This window comes from Streptomyces sp. NPDC017246 (genome assembly GCF_044331325.1).
GTDB lineage: Bacteria > Actinomycetota > Actinomycetes > Streptomycetales > Streptomycetaceae > Streptomyces.
The window spans coordinates 1-18,915 of sequence record NZ_JBIRMW010000029.1 but is presented as its reverse complement, the minus strand read 5'-3'; the positions used below and the strand labels follow the sequence as shown (position 1 = coordinate 18,915).

The following is an 18,915-nucleotide window of genomic DNA, read 5'->3' as shown; positions in this document are numbered from 1 at the left end:
CTCTCAGGCGACGAAGGCGCCGGTGGTGACAGGGGCGCACTGCGCCTGCAGGGACTCGTGCATCGGCATCTCGGTGAGGCCCGGGAAGTAGACGTGCAGGCTGACGGCCGGTTCGAGGGAGTCGTTGACGACCTCGTGGACGTATCCCGGCGCGAAGACGCGCTCCGCACCGGGGGCGAGGGTGCGGGTGCCCCGTTCCGTACGCTCCGTCAGTTCGCCTTCCAGGACGGTCAGTACGCCGGAGGAGACGCCGTGGTCGTGGAGTCCGCTGCCCTGGCCGGGGACCCAGGAGAGCAGCCACACCTCGTAGCCGGGGCCGGTGCGCAGCCGGTGGTACCAGCGGGTGGTGGCGTCGTACTCGACGTACGGGGCCCACTGGGCGCGGTCGTCGGCGATCGAGCGTGCGAGGCCGGCGAACTCGGCCACGGTCACGGGGTGGGCGCGCTCGGGCTGGAGGAGGTGCGGGACCTCGAGGATGTCGCCGGCGATCTGAAGGTCGCTGTCCATGTTCATGGGTGGGGTGGTTCCTCAGCAGAAACAGAAGCGGTGGGGGTCACGGAGAAGAGGTGACGCAAGTGACGCAGGGTGACGCTGGGGGAAGAAGCTGGAGCTCTACGGCATCAACAGCTGGGACAGCAACAGCAACAGCGCGCCTGGACAGCGCTGCGGAACCCACGGCTGTGGGTCGCGGAGAGCGCTGCGGTCGCTGGCATGCCACCAAAGGTGGCCGGAAGAGCACCCGACTGTCAACTCAATGCCCGATTTGGGGGTAATGTTTCACCTCATCCGGTTACAGTGCGCGGAGAAAGGTTTGTTCATGCGCGGACCAGGAGAGATGGCGCTTCAACCGTGCCCGTAAACATGGCGGCGCCCGCGTGATCGACCACGCTCGGTCACCACGTGGAACCCGGCCGGTCCGTGATCGGACTGTGATCCGGATCGCTTCCATGGCTGGATCGCAACAAGATCCAAGTCTCGGACGTCCTTTCCCGTGAAGGCCGCACGGCGCACTCAGGCCAGCGGCATGTGTCACGTTTTTTGGTGATTTGAACACTTTCCGCATAGGCTTGGTTCCGCAGAGTGAATACGGGGCCCAATAGCAGATCCCGGCTTGACTCGCGCAGAGCACGAACTTGTAATTTCACTCGTGTCGTTCGGCCGGGTAAGCGACGGCAAACATCACGGGGACGCACAGAACAGACGAGGGGCGCACATGACCGAGTTGTTCCAGGAACTGCTGGTCGAGGACGCGGACGAAGAACTCGGCTGGCAGGAGCGCGCGCTGTGCGCCCAGACCGATCCCGAGTCCTTCTTTCCCGAGAAGGGCGGCTCGACCCGCGAGGCCAAGAAGGTCTGCCTCGCCTGCGAGGTCCGCTCCGAATGCCTCGAATACGCCCTGCAGAACGACGAGCGGTTCGGCATCTGGGGCGGTCTGTCCGAGCGCGAGCGACGCCGCCTGAAGAAGGCCGCCGTCTGAACGGCGCGCAGCCTGCCGGGCCCCGCGCGCCACGGGCACGCACACCAGAACACACGGAACGAACAGAACGGTCCGCCCCCTGTGCTCCAGCCACAGGCGGCGGACCGTTCTGCTCACTCCGTACGGAAACCCTTCCTCCCGCTCTGTCCACAGGCGGCGGCCCCGCTTCCGCCCGCTCTGTCCACAGGGCGGCGGACCGCTCCGCGTGCAGCCGTTAGTGTGGGCCTCCGTCCGAGACGCTCCCCACGCCCCCCGCGGGCGACCCCGGCCGGAGGGCCCGTAGCTCGATGTCCTCAACTCCTGAGTTTCCGCGACACGTCGTCACCGCCGTGCTCGTCACCCACGACGGCGCCCGCTGGCTGCCGGACGCCCTCGCCGGGCTGCTCGCCCAGGAACGCCCCGTGCAGAACGCGGTCGCCGCCGACACCGGCAGCGCCGACGACTCGGCGCAGCTCCTCGCCGACGCCCTCGGCACCGACCGCGTCCTGCACCTCGCGCGCCGCACCGGCTTCGGTACCGCCGTCGAGGAGGCCGTCCGCACCGCGCCCGTGCTCGGACCCGAGGACCTGGCCTATCTGAAGCGCCCCAGCGGCTGGGACCCCGTCAGCCGCAGCTGGAACGACGACGCCTACGACCTCCCCGAACTCCCGCACGGCGACCCGGTTCAGTGGCTCTGGCTCCTCCACGACGACTGCGCCCCCGAGCCCGGCGCCCTCGCCGAACTCCTGCGCGTCGCCGACTCCGACGCGGACGCCGCCGTCATCGGCCCCAAGCTGCGCGGCTGGTACGACCGGAAGCAGCTCCTGGAGACCGGCGTCTCCATCGCCCGCAGCGGCCGCCGCTGGACGGGACTCGACCGCCGCGAGCAGGACCAGGGCCAGCACGACCAGGTCCGCGCCGTCCTCTCCGTCTCCACCGCCGGCATGCTCGTCCGCCGCGACGTCTTCGAGGAACTCGGCGGCTTCGACCGCCGCCTGCCCCTCATGCGCGACGACGTCGACCTCTGCTGGCGCGCCCACTCCGCCGGCCACCGCGTCCTCATCGCCCCCGACGCCGTCCTCCGGCACGCCGAGGCCTCCGCCCGCGAACGCCGCACCGTCGACTGCGCCGGACGCACCGCCGCCAACCCGCACCGCGTCGACAAGGCCGGCGCCGTCTACACGCTCCTCGCCAACACCCGCGGCGCCGCCCTCCCGTACGTCCTCGTACGGCTCGTGCTCAGCACCCTGCTCCGCACCCTCGCCTACCTCGTCGGCAAGGTCCCCGGCCAGGCCGTCGACGAGGTCATGGGCCTCCTCGCCACCCTGCTGCGCCCCGAGAAGATCCTGGCCGCCCGCAAGCGCCGCAAGAACCCCGTCGTCCCGGCGAGCGAACTCCGCCCGCTGTTCCCGCCGCCCGGCGCCACCGTCCGCGCCGCCGTCGAACAGATCACCGCCGACTTCGGCGGCTCCGAGGCCGATTCCGGCGGCTCCCGCCACGGCGTCGTCGAGTCCGGCCCCGGCGGCGACGACGCCGACTACCTGGAGATCGAGCAGTTCGCCCGGCTGAAGAAGATCGCCCGCAAGCCGGGCCCGGTCCTCTTCGCCCTGCTCCTCCTCGTCTCCCTGGTCGCCTGCCGCAACCTCTTCGCCGGCGGCTCCCTGGCCGGCGGCGCCCTGCTGCCCGCGCCCGACACCGTCTCCGAGCTCTGGTCGCGGTACGCCGACGGCTGGCACGCCCTCGGCACCGGCGGCACCCAGACCGCCCCGCCGTACCTCGCGGTCCTGGCCGCGCTCTCCGCGCTGTTCCTCGGCTCGACCTCCACCGCGCTGACCCTGCTGCTCGTCTGCTCGGTCCCGCTCGCCGGCTTCACCGCCTACTTCGCCGCACGCGGCATCGTCGAGTCCCGGCTCCTGCGCGCCTGGGGTGCCATCGCGTACGCCTTCCTGCCGGCCGCCACCGGGGCCCTCGCCACCGGCCGCCTCGGCACCGCCGTCCTCGCGATCCTGCTTCCGCTGACGGCGCGGGCCGCCGTCGCCGCGCACGGCTTCAACCGGCCCGACCGGGGCAGCTGGCGCGCCACCTGGGCGTACACCTTCCTGCTCACCTTCGCGACCGCGTTCACCCCGGTCGTCTGGCCGCTCGCCGTCCTCCTCGGCATCGGCGTCCTCGTCGTGCGCCGCTCCGACATCACCGCGTACGGGCTGCGCTTCCTGGCCGCCGTCGGCACCCCGCTCCTCGTCCTCGCCCCCTGGTCGCTGACCCTGCTCACCGATCCGGGCGCGTTCCTGCGCGAGGCCGGCCTCGACATCCGTACGGGCACGGCCACCGCGTTCGACCTGCTCGGCACCAGCCCCGGCGGCCCCGGCACCACCGGCGGCCTCCTCCTCGCGGGCCTCGTCCTCGCCGGTCTCGCCGCGCTGCTGCGCGAGGAGCGGCAGCTCGCCGTCCGGGCCGCCTGGGCCGCCGCCCTCGCCGGACTCCTCTTCGCCGTCCTCTCCAACGGCGCGGGCGGCACCGGCTGGGCCGGACCCGCCACCCTCGTCTACGGCGCCGCTCTCGTCGCCGCCGGCATGATCGGCGCCGAGGGCGGCCGCACCCGCGTCGCCGCCCACGGCTTCGGCTGGCGCCAGCCCGTCGCCGCCCTCATCGCCCTCGCCTGCGCCCTCGGCCCGGCCGTCGCCGCGGCCGGCTGGATGATCGGCGGCGCCGACGGCCCGCTGACCCGGCGCGACCCGGTCCAGGTACCGGCCTTCGTCGCCGAGGAGAGCGGCACCCGCGACCAGCCCCGCACCCTCGTCCTCGGCGGCAGTGCGTCCGGCGAGGTCGTCTACACCCTGGTCCGCGGCTCCGGCGCCCGCCTCGGCGACGCCGAGCTCACCGTGGGCGCCGAGGACGACCCCCGTCTGGACGCCGTCGTCGCCCACCTGGTCGCGGGCTCCGGCGCCGACCAGACGCAGGAGCTCAGCGGGTACGCGATCCGCTACGTCCTCGTACGGGACGGGGCGCCGCGCCAGATGGGCCGCGTCCTCGACTCCACCCCCGGCATCAGCCGCCTCAGCCAGCTCGACGGCAGCGCGCTCTGGCGCGTGGACCGCGAGATCGCCCGCGTCATGATCGTCCCGCCGGCCGCGAAGACGGCCGAGGGGACAGCGGACGGTGCGACGGACGCGACGGCGGAGAAGGCGGCGGACAGCGCGAAGGCGGCCACCCCGGTCGCCGTCGCCGCCGGCCCCGTCGAGGCCCACACCGAGATCCCGGCCGGCCCCGCCGGCCGCGTCCTGCGCCTCGCCGACCGCGCCGACGAGGGCTGGACCGCGACCCTCGACGGCAAGGAACTGACGCGCACCACCGTCGACGGCTGGGCCCAGGGCTTCGAACTCCCCGCCCAGGGCGGCCGCCTCGACGTCACCCACGACCAGCCGTTCACCCACACCGTGTGGATCTGGGCCCAGGTCGGCATGGCCGTCGTCCTGCTCGTCCTCGCCCTGCCCGGGCGGCGCCGCGAGATCGACGACGACCTGCCCGAGGAGGAGCTCGCGATCCCCGCCCAGGCCACCGAGGGCGACGGCCGCCGGGCCCGCCGCCTGCGCGCCGCCGCGGAGGCCGAGGCGGAGGCGGAGGCTGCGGAGGCCGGTCCCGAACCGGAGGCGGCCCCCGTCCCGGAGCAGCAGACGTACGAGCCCCAGGAGTGGGACGGCGGCTACGACCCGGCCTACGCCCAGGCCCAGGAGCAGTCCCAGGGCCACCAGGAGCAGCCCCCGTCCCAGGGGTACGCCGAGCAGGGCTACTACCAGGAGTACGCGACCGACCCGTACCAGCAGCAGCCCTACGCGTACCCCCAGCAGGGCTACGAGCAGCAGCCGCAGCAGCAGTACGACCCGCGGCAGCCGTACGCGGAGCAGGGTTACGCCCCGCAGCAGTACGACCCGCAGCAGTACGACGAGCAGCAGCCGCAGTACGACCCGCAACAGCAGTACGAGCAGCAGCGGTACGACCCGTACACCTACGGCTACGGGCACCCCCAGGGCCCCGAGACCGAGCAGCGTCCCGACGGGAGCAGCAACCAGTGAAGCGCACGACCCTCTCCCTGATCGCGGTCGCCACGGCGCTCGCCGCCGTCACCGGCATCGCGTCCCTCACCGCCCCGGACGGCACCGCCGCCCCCGGGGCCAAGGCGCCCACCCGCCTGCCGGTCCAGCGCGCCGGCCTCGTCTGCCCGGTGCCCAGCACCTCCGAGCTCGCCGAGACCCGCTACACCTCGTACACCCCCACGGGCAGCGGCACGAGCACGGCGAAGGGCGGCACCGGCAAGCCCGAGCAGCCGACCGCACAGCTGCGGCCCGCCCGGAGCACGACGCCCTCGGGCGGCGCCCCCGACGGCGGCAAGACGCCGAAGGCCCCCAAGGTCCCGGCCACCGTCACCGCCCCCGGCAAGCCCGTCACCGCCGACGCGAACGGCGCCGCGGCACCCGCCCTCACGGGCGCGGCGACCGGCACCCTCGCCCCCGGCTGGACCGTCCAGCAGACCACCGTCGTCCCGGCGGGCGGCGCACGCGGCCTCCTCGGCCTCGGCTGCGGCGCCCCCGACACCGACTTCTGGTTCCCCGGGGCCTCCACCGCCAAGGAACGCCAGGACTACGTCCACCTCACCAACCCGGACGACACGGCCGCCGTCGCCGACATCGAGCTGTACGGCCCCGAGGGCGTCCTCAAGTCCCAGTTCACCGAGGGCATCCCGGTCCCCGCCCACTCCACGGTCCCCGTCCTGCTCTCCACCCTCACCGGCGCGACCGCCCAGCAGGCCGTCACCGTCCACGTCACGACCCGCAGCGGACGGGTCGGCGCCGCCGTCGCCGCCGCCGACGAGAAGCTCGGCAGCGACTGGATCGCGGCCTCGGCCGATCCGGCGGGCACCGCCGTGCTCCCCGGCATCCCGGCCGACGCCACCTCCGTACGGCTGGTGGCCTTCGCCCCCGGCGACGACGACGCCGACGTGAAGGTCCAGCTGGTCACCCCGAACGGCACGATCGTCCCGGCCGGCTCCGACGTCCTTCACGTGAAGTCCGGGATGACGGCCGCCGTCGACCTGCCGAACCTCACCCGTGGCGCCGTGGGCTCCCTGCTGCTCACCCCGAGCGACCCGAAGAAGCCCACCCCGGTCGTGGCCGCCCTCCGGGTGGTCCGCGGCAAGGGAGACGACACCGAGATCGCGTTCGTGCCGGCGACCTCGGCGATCTCCGCCCGTGCGACGGTCGCCGACAACCGGGCCAAGGCCTCGACGCTCGCCCTGACCGTTCCGCCCGGCGCCGCGGCCCAGGTCAAGATCACGGCCTCGGCCGGGTCCGGCGGGGGGACGGCCGTGTCGAGGACGGTCACCGTCAAGGCGGGCACCACGACGGTCGTCACCGACCTCGTCCCCGAGGGACTCAAGGGTTCCTACGCGCTGACCGTGGAACCGGTCTCCGGCGGCAAGGTGTACGCGTCCCGGACGCTCGCGCTGCCCCAGGACGGCACCCCGATGTTCACGGTGCAGACCTTCGTCGACGACCGGGGCACGGTCGAGGTCCCCTCGGCCCGCCAGGACCTCGGCGTCCTGGACTGAGGCGTACCGGGCTGAGCCGAGCTGTCCTGGACAGAGGCGTCCCGGGCAGCGGGCGGCGGGCAGAAGGCGAGGACCGAGGCCGAGGACAGCGGGCTGAGCCGTCCGCCGCGCGGAGCCTCAGTCCTGCCCGTACCGGGGATCGACCGACTCGGGCGAGAGCCCGAGCAGCTCCGCGACCTGCTCCACGACCACCTCGTGGACCAGCAGCGCCCGCTCGTCCCGGCTCTTCGAGCGGATCTCGACCGGGCGCCGGTAGACGACCACCCGGGCCGGCTCGTCCTTCTCTGCGGGCGCCGAGCCGCCCAGCGGCACCGTCTCGCCCGGCACCGGCGGCGGCACCTCCAACACGAGGAACTCGACGTCCGCGAGCTGCGGCCAGCGCCGTTCGAGACGCTCCACGGAGTCGAGGACGAGATCGCGGAAGGTGTCGCCCCGGCTCGTGGAGAGCGGCACCTGCGGCGGGGCGACCGGTCCCCGCATCCCCCGGCCGTGCCGGTCGCGGCGGCGGACCCGAGGCTCCGCCGGGGGCTCCGGGGAGCGGTGCGGGGGGCTCGGCGGCACAGGACTGTCCATCACTGACGCAGCGTAACCCTCATCGGTCTCTCCGCACCGTGGCGCATCCTCGCCACCTTCCCCGGCACCCCTGGCCCTCCACCACACCCCATGTCGAAACCTGAACAATCCGGCCAACCATCCGCTCGATTCGACAGCCCCTCACGATCGGCCATCTGGCCGTGGTTGACCGGATCCGTACCCCCGACTGTCCGGATCGACTCCCGGCCCCACCCCCTTGCGCCCCCTCCCACGCAGGTCGGAAGGGACGCCGCGCGACGGGTGGTGGCCGAGGTCACAGCGCGACACGGTGGAGTGACCTGAGGGAGAGTCGTCGCGGCCCGCTCAAGAGTGCGGTACCGTCCAACGTCGTGAGCCCTGTACGTCGCTGTTCGCGCACTGCGTGCGGCCGCCCTGCCGTCGCGACACTGACGTACGTCTATGCCGACTCGACTGCGGTCCTCGGCCCGCTCGCCACCTACGCCGAGCCCCACTGCTACGACCTGTGCGCCCAGCACAGCGAGCGCCTCACCGCCCCGCGAGGGTGGGAGGTCGTGCGGCTCACCGACGCCTCCGCCCCGCCCCGCCCCAGCGGCGACGACCTCGAAGCCCTGGCCAACGCGGTTCGGGAGGCGGCCCGCCCCCAGGAACGCGCCGCCGAGGCCGGCGGCAAGGGCCCCGGAGGCCGTGGCGGCGACCCCATGGAGGTCGGCCGCCGAGGGCACCTGAGAGTGCTCCGGTCTCCTGACAACTGAGCGCAACCGGCCACCGTCCGCGTCCCCCCTCGTCCCTCCGGGTAGTTTTGGCGTTCCGTACACGCGCCGCACCGCGTGCCGAGAACTCAGGAGGGTGGATCCGTGACTGCCGATCTGTCGCAGATCGTGAAGGCGTACGACGTCCGCGGAGTGGTACCCGACCAGTGGGACGAGACGCTCGCCGAGCTCTTCGGCGCCGCCTTCGTACGAGTGACGGACGCTGACGCGATCGTCATCGGCCACGACATGCGCCCCTCGTCGCCCGGCCTCGCCGACGCCTTCGCGCGCGGCGCGGCCCGCCTCGGCGCCGACGTCACCCTGATCGGGCTCTGCTCCACCGATCAGCTGTACTTCGCGTCCGGCAGCCTCGACCTGCCCGGCGCGATGTTCACCGCCTCGCACAACCCGGCCCAGTACAACGGCATCAAGATGTGCCGCGCGGGCGCCGCCCCCGTGGGCCAGGACACCGGCCTGGCGGAGATCCGCGAACTCGCGGAGCGATGGACGCGCGACGGCGCGCCCGAGGCGGCCCCGACCGCGGGCACGATCACGGAGCGGGAGACCCTGGCGGACTACGCCGCGTACCTGAAGTCCCTGGTCGACCTCAGGACGATCCGCCCCCTCAAGGTGGTCGTCGACGCGGGCAACGGCATGGGCGGCCACACGGTCCCCACCGTCTTCGAGGGCCTGCCGCTGGACCTCGTCCCGATGTACTTCGAGCTGGACGGCACGTTCCCGAACCACGAGGCCAACCCGCTCGACCCGAAGAACATCGTCGACCTCCAGGCCCGCGTCCTGGCCGAGGGCGCCGACCTCGGCCTGGCCTTCGACGGCGACGCCGACCGCTGCTTCGTCGTGGACGAGCGCGGCGAGCCGGTCTCGCCGTCCGCGATCACGGCCCTGGTGGCCGCCCGCGAGCTCGCCAAGCACCCCGGCGGAACGATCATCCACAACCTGATCACCTCCTGGTCGGTGCCGGAGGTCGTCCGCGAGCAGGGCGGCGAGCCGGTCCGCACCCGCGTCGGCCACTCCTTCATCAAGGAGGAGATGGCGAAGACCGGCGCCATCTTCGGCGGCGAGCACTCGGCGCACTACTACTTCAAGGACTTCTGGAACGCGGACACCGGCATGCTGGCCGCGCTCCACGTCCTGGCCGCCCTCGGCGGCCAGGAGGGCACCCTGTCCGACCTGGTCTCCGTTTACGACCGCTACGCGTCCTCGGGCGAGATCAACTCCACGGTCGCGGACCAGACGGCGAGCGCGGCGAAGGTCAGGGCGGCCTACGAGGGCGAGGGCGTGACCCTCGACGAGCTCGACGGCCTCACGGTGACCGCGCGGGACTGGTGGTTCAACCTCCGCGCCTCCAACACCGAGCCGCTGCTGCGCCTCAACGTCGAGGCCCGCGACGCGGCCACCATGGCCAGGATCCGCGACGAGGTCCTGGCGCTGGTCCGGGCGACGGACTGACCCCGCCGGCCGCCGGGGAACGGGGCACCGCCCGTTCCCCGGCGGTAGGCTGACCTGGCCCGAAGGGCAGCACCACCACCGTTTGTTCGAAGGGACACCCCATGCCGCTCGAAGCCGGCCTCCTGGAGATCCTGGCCTGCCCCGCGTGCCACGCTCCGCTCAACGACCGCACGGCGGACGAGACCCCCGAACTCATCTGCACGAGCCCCGCATGCGGCCTCGCCTACCCGGTCCGCGACGACATCCCGGTCCTCCTGACGGACGAGGCCCGCCGCCCGGCGTAACCCACGAGCCGCCGGTACGCCGCCGAGAGCGGCGCCGGCCGAACGACGGCAGGACAATGAAGGCGGGCGACAGAGCCGCCGGTCCGCCGCCGACGGCGAGCACCCGCGGGAAGACCCGCGCCTCCGCCGTCCCAGCCGTACGGGGTGCGGGCGGGAACCGACAAGGCCCCGGCCGACGGCCGGGGCCCACCACCGGCTCCCGCACCCCGCACCACGAGCCCGCCAAGGCCCCCGCGGGGACCCGCGACGACGACGCGACCGGAGGCACCGCCCCATGCTCGACGAGACCCTCCTCGACGCCCCGGACGACCTCGCCCTGGCCGACCGCCGCGGCCTCCTCCTCGGCGCCGCCGAGGCCGGCGCCCGGGTGCGTACGGCGGCCCGGCACGCCGCCGAGGCCGGTATCGCGGACCTCCGCCCCGAGGGCCGCCCCCGCACGGTCCTCGTCGCGGGCCCCGGCACCGCCGCCGCGGCCGTCGCCGACCTGATCGGCGCCCTGGCAGGGGCCTCCGCCCCCGTCGTACGTCTCCAGCCCACCGGCGTCGCCCCCGCCGCGGGCGCCCTGCGCTGGGCCCTCCCCGGCTGGGCGGGCTCCGTGGACCTGCTCCTGCTGCCGACCACGGACGGCTCGGAACCGGGCCTCGCGCTCCTCGCCGAGCAGGCCTACCGCCGCGGTGTCTCCGTCGTCGCCGTCGCCCCGAAGGCCTCACCGCTCGCCGAGGCCGTCGGCGGTTCGCGCGGCCTGTTCGTCCCGATGGCCACCGCCCCGCACGAGACCCCGGACGAGTACGGCGAGAACATCGCGGCCAGCCCCGGCACGCTCTGGGCCCTGTTCACCCCGCTCCTCGTACTCCTCGACCGCGTCGGTCTCCTGGAGGCGCCGCCGGAGGCCCTGGAGAAGGTCGCCGACCGCCTGGACCGCACGGCGGAGCGCTGCGGCCCCGCCATCGCCACGTACAGCAACCCGGCGAAGACGCTCGCCGCGGAGCTCGCCGACTCCCTTCCGCTGATCTGGACGGAGGGCGCCGCCGCGGGCCCGGCCGGCCGCCGTTTCGCCGCCGTCCTGGCCGAGCTGGCGGGGCTGCCCGCCCTGGCCGCGGAACTCCCGGAGGCGCTGCCCGCCCACGGCGTCCTCCTCGCCGGCGACTACGCGGCGGGCGCCGATCCCGAGGACTTCTTCCGGGACCGGGTCGACGAGCCACAGGCGCTGCGCGCCCGGGTCGTCCTGCTGAGGGACCGCCCCTCGGACGGCCTCACCGCCGCCCACGCCGCCCGTGAACTGGCCCTCGGCCACGAGACGGCCATCAGCGAGCTGGAGCCCGAGGAGGGCGGCTACCTGGAGACCCTGGCGGAACTGCTCGCGGTGACCGACTTCGCGGCCGTCTACCTCTCCCTGGCGACCCCGGGCCGCACCGCCCTCTAGCCGGAGCCCCCGGGACCGTACGCCGTCCACCGCCACGGACCGGCGGCCGCCCGTCCACCGGGGAGGCACCGGCCACCGAGGAGACACCGGTCACCGAGGACGCACCGGCCATCGCTCCGTAACCCACCCGTCACCCGCCCCCTGTCACCTGTCTCCCGACACCTCTCACCATCCGTCACCACCCCGAGGAGCTGGCAGGCACCATGGAACGCCTCGTCAACACCGTCCGTCCCTACGCCTGGGGATCCACGACGGCCATCCCGGAACTGCTCGGCATCGCCCCCACCGGCGAGCCCCAGGCCGAGATGTGGATGGGCGCCCACCCCGGCGCGCCCTCCCGCACCGAACGCGGCCCGCTGAACGCGCTGATCGACGCCGATCCCGTACGCGAACTGGGCGAGCGTTCCGTCGAGAAGTTCGGACCACGCCTCCCGTTCCTGCTGAAGGTGCTCGCCGCCGGCGCCCCGCTCTCCCTCCAGGCCCACCCCGACCTGGCCCAGGCGCAGGCGGGCCACGCGGCCGAGGAAGCCGCCGGCATCCCGGTCGACGCCCCGCAGCGCACGTACAAGGACGCCAACCACAAGCCCGAGCTGATCTGCGCCCTCACCCCCTTCGACGGACTGTGCGGCTTCCGCGCCCCCGCCGGGGCCGCCGACCTCATCGCCGAGCTCGGCGTCGACTCGCTCAAGCCGTACGTCGACCTGCTCCACGCCCAACCCGAAGAGGCGGCGCTCCGCGAGGTCCTGACGGCCCTGCTCACCGCCGACCCGGAGGAGATGGCCCACACCGTCGCGGAGGCGGCCGCCGCCGCCGAACGCCTCGGCGGCGAGCACACCCCGTACGCCACCCTCGCCCACCATTACCCGGGCGACCCCGGCGTCATCGCCGCGATGCTCCTCAACCGGGTCCGGCTCCAGCCCGGCGAGGCCCTCTACCTGGGCGCGGGCGTCCCGCACGCCTACCTCGACGGCCTCGGCGTCGAGATCATGGCCAACTCGGACAACGTGCTGCGCTGCGGACTTACCCCCAAGCACGTCGACGTCCCCGAACTCCTGCGCGTCGTCCGCTTCGAGCCGGCCGACCCGTCGATCCTGCGCCCCGAGGCCTCCCCGAGCGGCGAAGAGGTCTACGACACCCCGATCGACGAGTTCCGCCTCTCCCGTTTCGTACGGCCCGAGGGCGCCGCCCCGACCGACCTGACCAGCCCCACCCCACAGATCCTGCTCGCCGTCGCCGGCCGCCCGAAGGCGGGCGAGGTCACCCTCGCCCCGGGCGAGTCCGTCTTCGTGCCGGCGGGCGAGAGCGCCGAACTCACCGGTACGGGGACGGTCTTCCGTGCCACCGTCGTGGCCTGATGCGACAATGACCGGCCGAACCGCGGCGACAGTGCCGGTGCATCGACGAAGGGACCACGTACACCCATGAGCGCGTCAGGCGGAACCAAGGCGATCGTGGCGGCACTCGCCGCCAACCTGGCGATCGCCGTAGCCAAGTTCGTGGCGTACCTCTTCAGTGGTTCGTCGTCGATGCTCGCCGAGAGCGTCCACTCGCTCGCCGACTCCGGCAACCAGGCCCTGCTGCTCCTCGGCGGCAAGAAGGCGCAGCGCGAGGCGACGCCGCAGCACCCCTTCGGCTACGGCCGCGAGCGCTACATCTACGCCTTCCTCGTCTCCATCGTCCTCTTCTCCGTCGGTGGCATGTTCGCCGTCTACGAGGGCTACGAGAAGATCAAGCACCCGCACCCGATCGAGGCCTGGTACTGGCCGGTCGGCGTCCTCGTCTTCGCGATCATCGCCGAGTCCTTCTCCTTCCGTACCGCCATCCAGGAGTCGAACCTGATCCGTGGCGGCCTCACCTGGACGCAGTTCGTCCGCCGGGCCAAGGCCCCCGAGCTGCCCGTCGTCCTCCTGGAGGACCTCGGAGCCCTCGTCGGCCTCGTCCTCGCGCTCGGCGGCGTCGGCCTCGCCCTGCTGACCGGCGACGGCGTCTGGGACGGCATCGGCACCCTCTGCATCGGCATCCTGCTCATCGTCATCGCGATCGTGCTCGCCGCCGAGACCAAGTCGCTGCTCCTCGGCGAGTCCGCCGGCATCGAGGACGTCAAGAAGATCGAGAACGCGGTCGTCGACGGCGACACCGTCACCCGCCTCATCCACATGCGGACGCTCCACCTCGGCCCCGAGGAGCTCCTCGTCGCCGCCAAGATCGCCGTCCAGCACGACGATTCCGCCGCCGAGGTCGCGAACGCGATCAACGCCGCGGAGGAGCGCATCCGCGCCGCCGTCCCGATCGCCCGGGTCATCTACCTGGAGCCCGACGTCTACAGCGAGAAGGCCGCCGCCACCGGGACGAACCCGGCCAGGACGCCGGACGACACCGCTCACTGAGCACGCCCTCACGAGACCCCCGCGACCCCACGGTCCCGGGGGTCTCGCGCGTCCGTACGGGGCTCCGGGAGCGCCCCGCCGCCCGATGCGGACTGTGGCGCGCCGGGCCGGCCGGTGTAGATTCGTGACCAGCCAGACGTCGCTGCTGATGGCGGTCGGGCGGTCCGTGAGGACCGGCCGAGGGAGAGAGGGCCTCCGACGACGGCACCGCGGAACCCCGGGCATTCCTGTGCCCAGGCAGCGCCGTGGCGCCCTGCGCCCCACCCGACCCGACCTCGCACCGACACACGAGGAGCAGCCCAGTTATGACGACTGTCGCCCATCAGGACTTCAAGGTCGCAGACCTCTCCCTTGCCGCCTTCGGCCGCAAGGAGATCACCCTCGCCGAGCACGAGATGCCCGGCCTGATGTCGATCCGCCGCGAATACGCCGAACAGCAGCCGCTCGCCGGCGCCCGCGTCACCGGCTCCCTGCACATGACCGTGCAGACGGCCGTCCTCATCGAGACCCTGGTCGCCCTCGGCGCCGAGGTCCGCTGGGCCTCCTGCAACATCTTCTCCACCCAGGACCACGCCGCCGCGGCCATCGCCGTCGGCCCGAACGGCACCCCGGAGAACCCGCAGGGCGTCCCGGTCTTCGCCTGGAAGGGCGAGACCCTGGAGGAGTACTGGTGGTGCACGGAGCAGGCCCTCACCTGGCCGAACACGCCCACCGGCGGCCCGAACATGATCCTCGACGACGGTGGTGACGCCACCCTCCTCGTCCACAAGGGCGTCGAGTTCGAGAAGGCCGGTTCCGCCCCGGACCCGGCCACCGCGGACAGCGAGGAGTACGGCTACATCCTCCGTCTCCTCAACCGCACCCTCGGCGAGAACCCGCAGAAGTGGACCCAGCTGGCGTCCGAGATCCGCGGCGTGACCGAGGAGACCACCACCGGCGTCCACCGCCTGTACGAGATGCACCAGGCCGGCGACCTCCTCTTCCCGGCGATCAACGTGAACGACGCCGTGACGAAGTCGAAGTTCGACAACAAGTACGGCTGCCGCCACTCCCTCATCGACGGCATCAACCGCGCCACCGACGTCCTCATCGGCGGCAAGACCGTGGTCGTCTGCGGCTACGGCGACGTCGGCAAGGGCTGCGCCGAGTCCCTCCGCGGCCAGGGCGCCCGCGTCATCGTCACCGAGATCGACCCGATCTGCGCGCTCCAGGCGGCGATGGACGGCTACCAGGTCACGACCCTGGACGAGGTCGTCGAGACGGCCGACATCTTCATCACCACGACCGGCAACAAGGACATCATCATGGCCGGGGACATGGCCAAGATGAAGCACCAGGCCATCGTCGGCAACATCGGCCACTTCGACAACGAGATCGACATGGCCGGCCTGGCCAAGACCCCGGGCATCGTCAAGGACGAGGTCAAGCCGCAGGTCCACACCTGGACCCACCCCGACGGCAAGGTCCTCATCGTGCTGTCCGAGGGCCGCCTCCTCAACCTGGGCAACGCGACCGGCCACCCCTCCTTCGTCATGTCGAACTCGTTCGCGGACCAGACCCTGGCCCAGATCGAGCTCTACACGAAGCCGCAGGAGTACCCGACCGACGTGTACGTGCTGCCCAAGCACCTGGACGAGAAGGTCGCCCGTCTCCACCTCGACGCCCTCGGCGTCAAGCTGACGACCCTCCGCCCCGAGCAGGCCGCCTACATCGGCGTCGAGGTCGACGGCCCGTTCAAGCCGGACCACTACCGCTACTGATGCCCCGGCCGGCGGCGCCCGCGCACCGACGCGACGCCGCCGACGGACACCCGTAGAGGACTTCAGGCAGGCCCCCCGCACCCCCGTGTCGGGGGGCCTGCCCCGTCCAGCCCCCGCTACCGCTCCTGGAAGCGCCCCCTCCCGAGGACCGACCCATGCCCCGCGGCCGCTATTCGCTCCATGACCCGCACGACCACACCCCCCTCGGCGAAGAACACTTCCACTGCGCGCCGGGCCCCTCCGGCTGGCGCTACGTCTCGCAGATCACCACCCCCACGGGCGACCACCGGGGCTCCGTCGACCTGGCCGTCGACGAACTCGGCCGCCCCATCCGCCTCGAACTCCACGCCGGCGGCTGGCAGGTCCGCGGCGCGGCCCTCGACGGCGTCTCCTGGGTCCGCACGGACCCCACCGGAGACCACGCCACCGAAGGCAATGTGCGCGCCCATGCCTTCACCGGTATGTCCCCGGCGTTCCTCGTCGCGCTCACGCGACTCCTGCGTCTCACCCCCGATTCCCCCGAGACCCGTGTCCGGCTCGTCGCCTTCACGGACCCGGTGCTCGCCCCCCTCACGGTCGACCAGTCCTGGGCCCTGCTGAAGAGTGAAGCGCACGCCACTGACAACGGCCCCCTGATGGTGGACGAGTACCAGGTCAGCGCCCTGGACACGGGCGAAAGGCACACCGTCCACATCGCCGGCGACGTCGTCCTCGCGGCCCCGGGGATCGAACTCGAAGCCCTGGAGACCCCACCGTCGGTCTTCCCCTGACGCTCAGGCGGGCGGAGCGAACCCCGTGGCAGGCGCCGGGGGAGTCCCGCCCCCGGCCGCGGGCGGAGCGACCGCCGGAGCAGCCGCCGGAGTGACCGGCGAAGCAGGGGGAGTGGCGGCGGAAGAAGCGGCGGAAGGAGCGGCGGGCGAAGTGGCGACCGGAGGAACGACGCCAGGCGTCGGCATCCTCAGTGCCTCACCGGCCCCCCTCACCCCGCCCGCCATACCCGTCCCACCGGCCCCGCCGACTCCGTGGGGCGAGGCGAAGGCCCGCCGGGCGTCCCGGGCCTGCCGCTCGGCCACCACCCCCGCCAGATACGCCTCGGCCGGCACCCCCGGCGGCGGAGGCGTCCCGGTCCGCGCCACCAGCTCGTCGGCCAGCCGCTCCGCGAGCCGCCGCCCCACGGCCGGGTCCAGCTCACGCGCCCGCGTGAGGTACTGCCGAATCTGCAGCCACAGGGCCTCGGGCACCGCCGACAGATCGAGCCCCGCGAACCGTCCCACCAGCCACGGCGGCGGCGGGGGCACGGCGAGCACCCGCGCCGTGGGTACCCGCTCGCGCACGACCAGCGTCCCCGCGAAGACATCGCCGAGCCGGCGCCCCCGCTCCGACACCAGCGAGGCGATACAGGCGACGACCCCGAAGGTCAGCAGGATCTCCACGACCCCCATCGCCCCGCGCACCAGCGCGTGACGGAACCGGATCGGCCCGCCGTCGTCCCGCACCACACGGAGCCCGCACGCCAGCTTCCCGAGCGACCGCCCGTGCGACAGCGTCTCCACGGCGATCGGCGCCCCCACGAGGATCAACAGGAAGGAGGCGACGGACACCGCCGCGACCGCCGCCCCGTCGAGCGACGCGGTGGCCACCGCGAGCCCGAGCGTGATCAGCAGATAGGCGGCCCACACCACCACCAGGTCGATGAGCACCGCCAGCGCCCGGCTCGGCAGCCGCGCGGGCTGCAACCCCAGTACGACGGCATCCCCCGTCACCAACCCACTCACGGCACCCACCCTTCTCCGGCCTTCCCGACCCCTCCGAACGTCAGTCTGCCAAGCTGACCCGCAGCGCGCCGCAGTAGTACGGCCCCGTCCGCAGCCGATGCCTGGAGCAGCAGCCGATCATGGACCTCGACGTCTACGTCACCGCCCACCGCGCCGAGTGGGAACGCCTCGACCATCTCCTGCGCCGGGGTGGCAGGCTCACCGGCGCCGAGGCCGACGAACTCGTCGCCCTGTACCAGCGCACGGCCACCCACCTCTCGATCGTGCAGTCCAGCACCCCGGACCCCATGCTCACGGCCCGGCTCACGCAGCTCGTGGCCCGCGCCCGCGCCACCGTCACGGGCACCCGCCGTTCCTCCTGGCGCGACGCCGCCCGCTTCCTCACCGCGGGATTCCCGGCGGCCGTCTACCGCTCCCGCCACTGGTGGGTCCCCACCGCCGTCCTCTCCACCCTGCTCGCGGTCCTCATCGGCTGGTGGATCGGCACGCACCCGGAGGTCCAGGCGGCGATCGGCGCCCCCACCGAACTCCGCGAGATGACGCGCCCCGGCGGCCAGTACGAGACCTACTACTCCAGCAACCCGGCGGCCTCCTTCGCCGCCCAGGTCTGGACGAACAACGCCCAGGCCGCCGCGATGTGCCTGGTCCTGGGCGCGTTCCTGGGCATCCCGGTGCTCTGGATCCTCTGGCTGAACATGCTGAACGTCGGCGTCGCCATCGGTCTGATGACCTCCGCCGGACGCCTCGACGTCTTCCTGGGCCTGATCCTTCCCCACGGCCTGCTGGAACTGACCGCGGTCTTCGTGGCCGCCGGCACGGGCCTCCGCCTGGGCTGGACGGTCATCGACCCCGGCCCCACCACCCGCCGCGCCGCCCTCGCGGAACGCGGCCGCGCAGCCGTCGGCATGGCGATCGGCCTGGCCCTGGTCCTCTTCGTGTCGGGCCTGATCGAAGGCTTCGTCACCCCCTCCGGCCTGCCCACCTGGGCCCGCATCACCATCGGCGTCGCCGCTGAGCTGGCCTTCCTCGTCTACGTCCATGTCCTCGGCGGCCGCGCCTCCCGCGCCGGCGAGGGAGGCGACCTGGAGGAGTCCGACCGCAACGCGGTCCTCCCCACCGCCGCCTGATGTGCGAAGGACCCCGCTGACCTGTTAGTGTCCTCCGGTGCCCACAAAAACCATTGACATGGTGGCTGTGGGGAGGTAGATTTGAACGGTTGCCTGGAACTGGACAGTTCGGCAGCAGTCAAGTAGAGTCTCACTCACTCCGGTCGGGAATTCGATTCCACGGAGTCACTCCGATTCTTATTCGAATCAAGAAAGCCACCGATTAGGTCGGCCGAAATGGTTCTGATAAAGTCGGAAACGCAGGAAGGGCCCGGAGCGAAAGCGAAAGGGACCGGAAAGCACCGAGGAAATCGGGTCGGAAAGATCTGATAGAGTCGGAAACAC

15 protein-coding genes are annotated in these 18,915 nt (G+C 72.8%); 12 read left to right on the top strand and 3 right to left on the bottom strand.

From position 1 onward, the window contains the following. Positions 1-3 precede the first annotated feature (3 nt). Positions 4-513, bottom strand: coding sequence for a cysteine dioxygenase (locus tag ACH4MY_RS37405; protein ID WP_398009213.1), 510 nt, complete (start codon positions 511-513; stop codon positions 4-6). A gap of 700 nt (positions 514-1,213) precedes the next feature. On the opposite strand from ACH4MY_RS37405, the gene ACH4MY_RS37400 reads away from it, so the two are divergent. The 3 genes from ACH4MY_RS37400 to ACH4MY_RS37390 all read left to right on the top strand — a co-directional run bounded on the left by ACH4MY_RS37400 (position 1,214) and on the right by ACH4MY_RS37390 (position 7,061). Beyond that, positions 1,214-1,477 carry a WhiB family transcriptional regulator gene (locus ACH4MY_RS37400; RefSeq protein ID WP_015033978.1) on the top strand — a complete coding sequence of 88 codons (264 nt, stop codon included), beginning with the start codon at positions 1,214-1,216 and terminating at the stop codon, positions 1,475-1,477. A gap of 287 nt (positions 1,478-1,764) precedes the next feature. Beyond that, entirely contained in the window at positions 1,765-5,529 is a 3,765-nt protein-coding gene (locus tag ACH4MY_RS37395) for a glycosyltransferase family 2 protein (RefSeq protein ID WP_398009210.1), read from the top strand. After that, positions 5,526-7,061 (top strand): DUF5719 family protein, encoded by a 1,536-nt coding sequence (locus tag ACH4MY_RS37390; RefSeq protein WP_398009208.1) that lies wholly within the window; start codon positions 5,526-5,528, stop codon positions 7,059-7,061. The genes ACH4MY_RS37395 and ACH4MY_RS37390 overlap by 4 nt, the downstream gene beginning before the upstream one ends. Positions 7,062-7,178: 117 nt before the next feature. On the opposite strand, the gene ACH4MY_RS37385 is transcribed toward ACH4MY_RS37390, so the two are convergent. Continuing rightward, positions 7,179-7,634, bottom strand: coding sequence for a metallopeptidase family protein (locus ACH4MY_RS37385; RefSeq protein WP_398009241.1), 456 nt, complete (start codon positions 7,632-7,634; stop codon positions 7,179-7,181). A 299-nt stretch (positions 7,635-7,933) separates the two neighbouring features. Here ACH4MY_RS37385 and ACH4MY_RS37380 point away from each other — a divergent pair, with 299 nt between their 5' ends. From ACH4MY_RS37380 to ACH4MY_RS37345, 8 genes are all read left to right on the top strand, one after another. After that, the gene (locus ACH4MY_RS37380) at positions 7,934-8,368 is read left to right on the top strand and encodes a DUF3499 domain-containing protein (protein ID WP_189835857.1); all 435 of its coding nucleotides are present in this window, start codon (positions 7,934-7,936) and stop codon (positions 8,366-8,368) included. A 102-nt stretch (positions 8,369-8,470) separates the two neighbouring features. Beyond that, positions 8,471-9,835 carry a phosphomannomutase/phosphoglucomutase gene (locus ACH4MY_RS37375; protein ID WP_398009206.1) on the top strand — a complete coding sequence of 455 codons (1,365 nt, stop codon included), beginning with the start codon at positions 8,471-8,473 and terminating at the stop codon, positions 9,833-9,835. Between the two features lie 101 nt (positions 9,836-9,936). Continuing rightward, entirely contained in the window at positions 9,937-10,119 is a 183-nt protein-coding gene (locus ACH4MY_RS37370) for a Trm112 family protein (protein WP_398009204.1), read from the top strand. 274 nt (positions 10,120-10,393) lie between these two features. Further along, positions 10,394-11,542, top strand: coding sequence for an SIS domain-containing protein (locus ACH4MY_RS37365; protein WP_398009203.1), 1,149 nt, complete (start codon positions 10,394-10,396; stop codon positions 11,540-11,542). A gap of 203 nt (positions 11,543-11,745) precedes the next feature. Continuing rightward, positions 11,746-12,897: a mannose-6-phosphate isomerase, class I gene (gene manA, locus ACH4MY_RS37360; protein ID WP_398009201.1), complete on the top strand. Its 1,152-nt coding sequence runs from the start codon at positions 11,746-11,748 to the stop codon at positions 12,895-12,897. A gap of 66 nt (positions 12,898-12,963) precedes the next feature. Next, positions 12,964-13,929: a cation diffusion facilitator family transporter gene (locus tag ACH4MY_RS37355; protein ID WP_398009199.1), complete on the top strand. Its 966-nt coding sequence runs from the start codon at positions 12,964-12,966 to the stop codon at positions 13,927-13,929. A 305-nt stretch (positions 13,930-14,234) separates the two neighbouring features. Continuing rightward, positions 14,235-15,689, top strand: coding sequence for an adenosylhomocysteinase (gene ahcY, locus ACH4MY_RS37350; protein WP_398009197.1), 1,455 nt, complete (start codon positions 14,235-14,237; stop codon positions 15,687-15,689). 155 nt (positions 15,690-15,844) lie between these two features. Further along, the gene (locus ACH4MY_RS37345; RefSeq protein ID WP_398009195.1) at positions 15,845-16,459 is read left to right on the top strand and encodes a hypothetical protein; all 615 of its coding nucleotides are present in this window, start codon (positions 15,845-15,847) and stop codon (positions 16,457-16,459) included. A gap of 3 nt (positions 16,460-16,462) precedes the next feature. Here the strand turns inward: ACH4MY_RS37345 and ACH4MY_RS37340 are convergent, their stop codons facing one another. Further along, positions 16,463-17,464, bottom strand: a complete 1,002-nt coding sequence (locus ACH4MY_RS37340; RefSeq protein WP_398009193.1) for an RDD family protein — start codon at positions 17,462-17,464, stop codon at positions 16,463-16,465. Between the two features lie 119 nt (positions 17,465-17,583). Here ACH4MY_RS37340 and ACH4MY_RS37335 point away from each other — a divergent pair, with 119 nt between their 5' ends. Beyond that, the gene (locus ACH4MY_RS37335) at positions 17,584-18,591 is read left to right on the top strand and encodes a stage II sporulation protein M (RefSeq protein ID WP_398009191.1); all 1,008 of its coding nucleotides are present in this window, start codon (positions 17,584-17,586) and stop codon (positions 18,589-18,591) included. Positions 18,592-18,915: the final 324 nt, after the last annotated feature.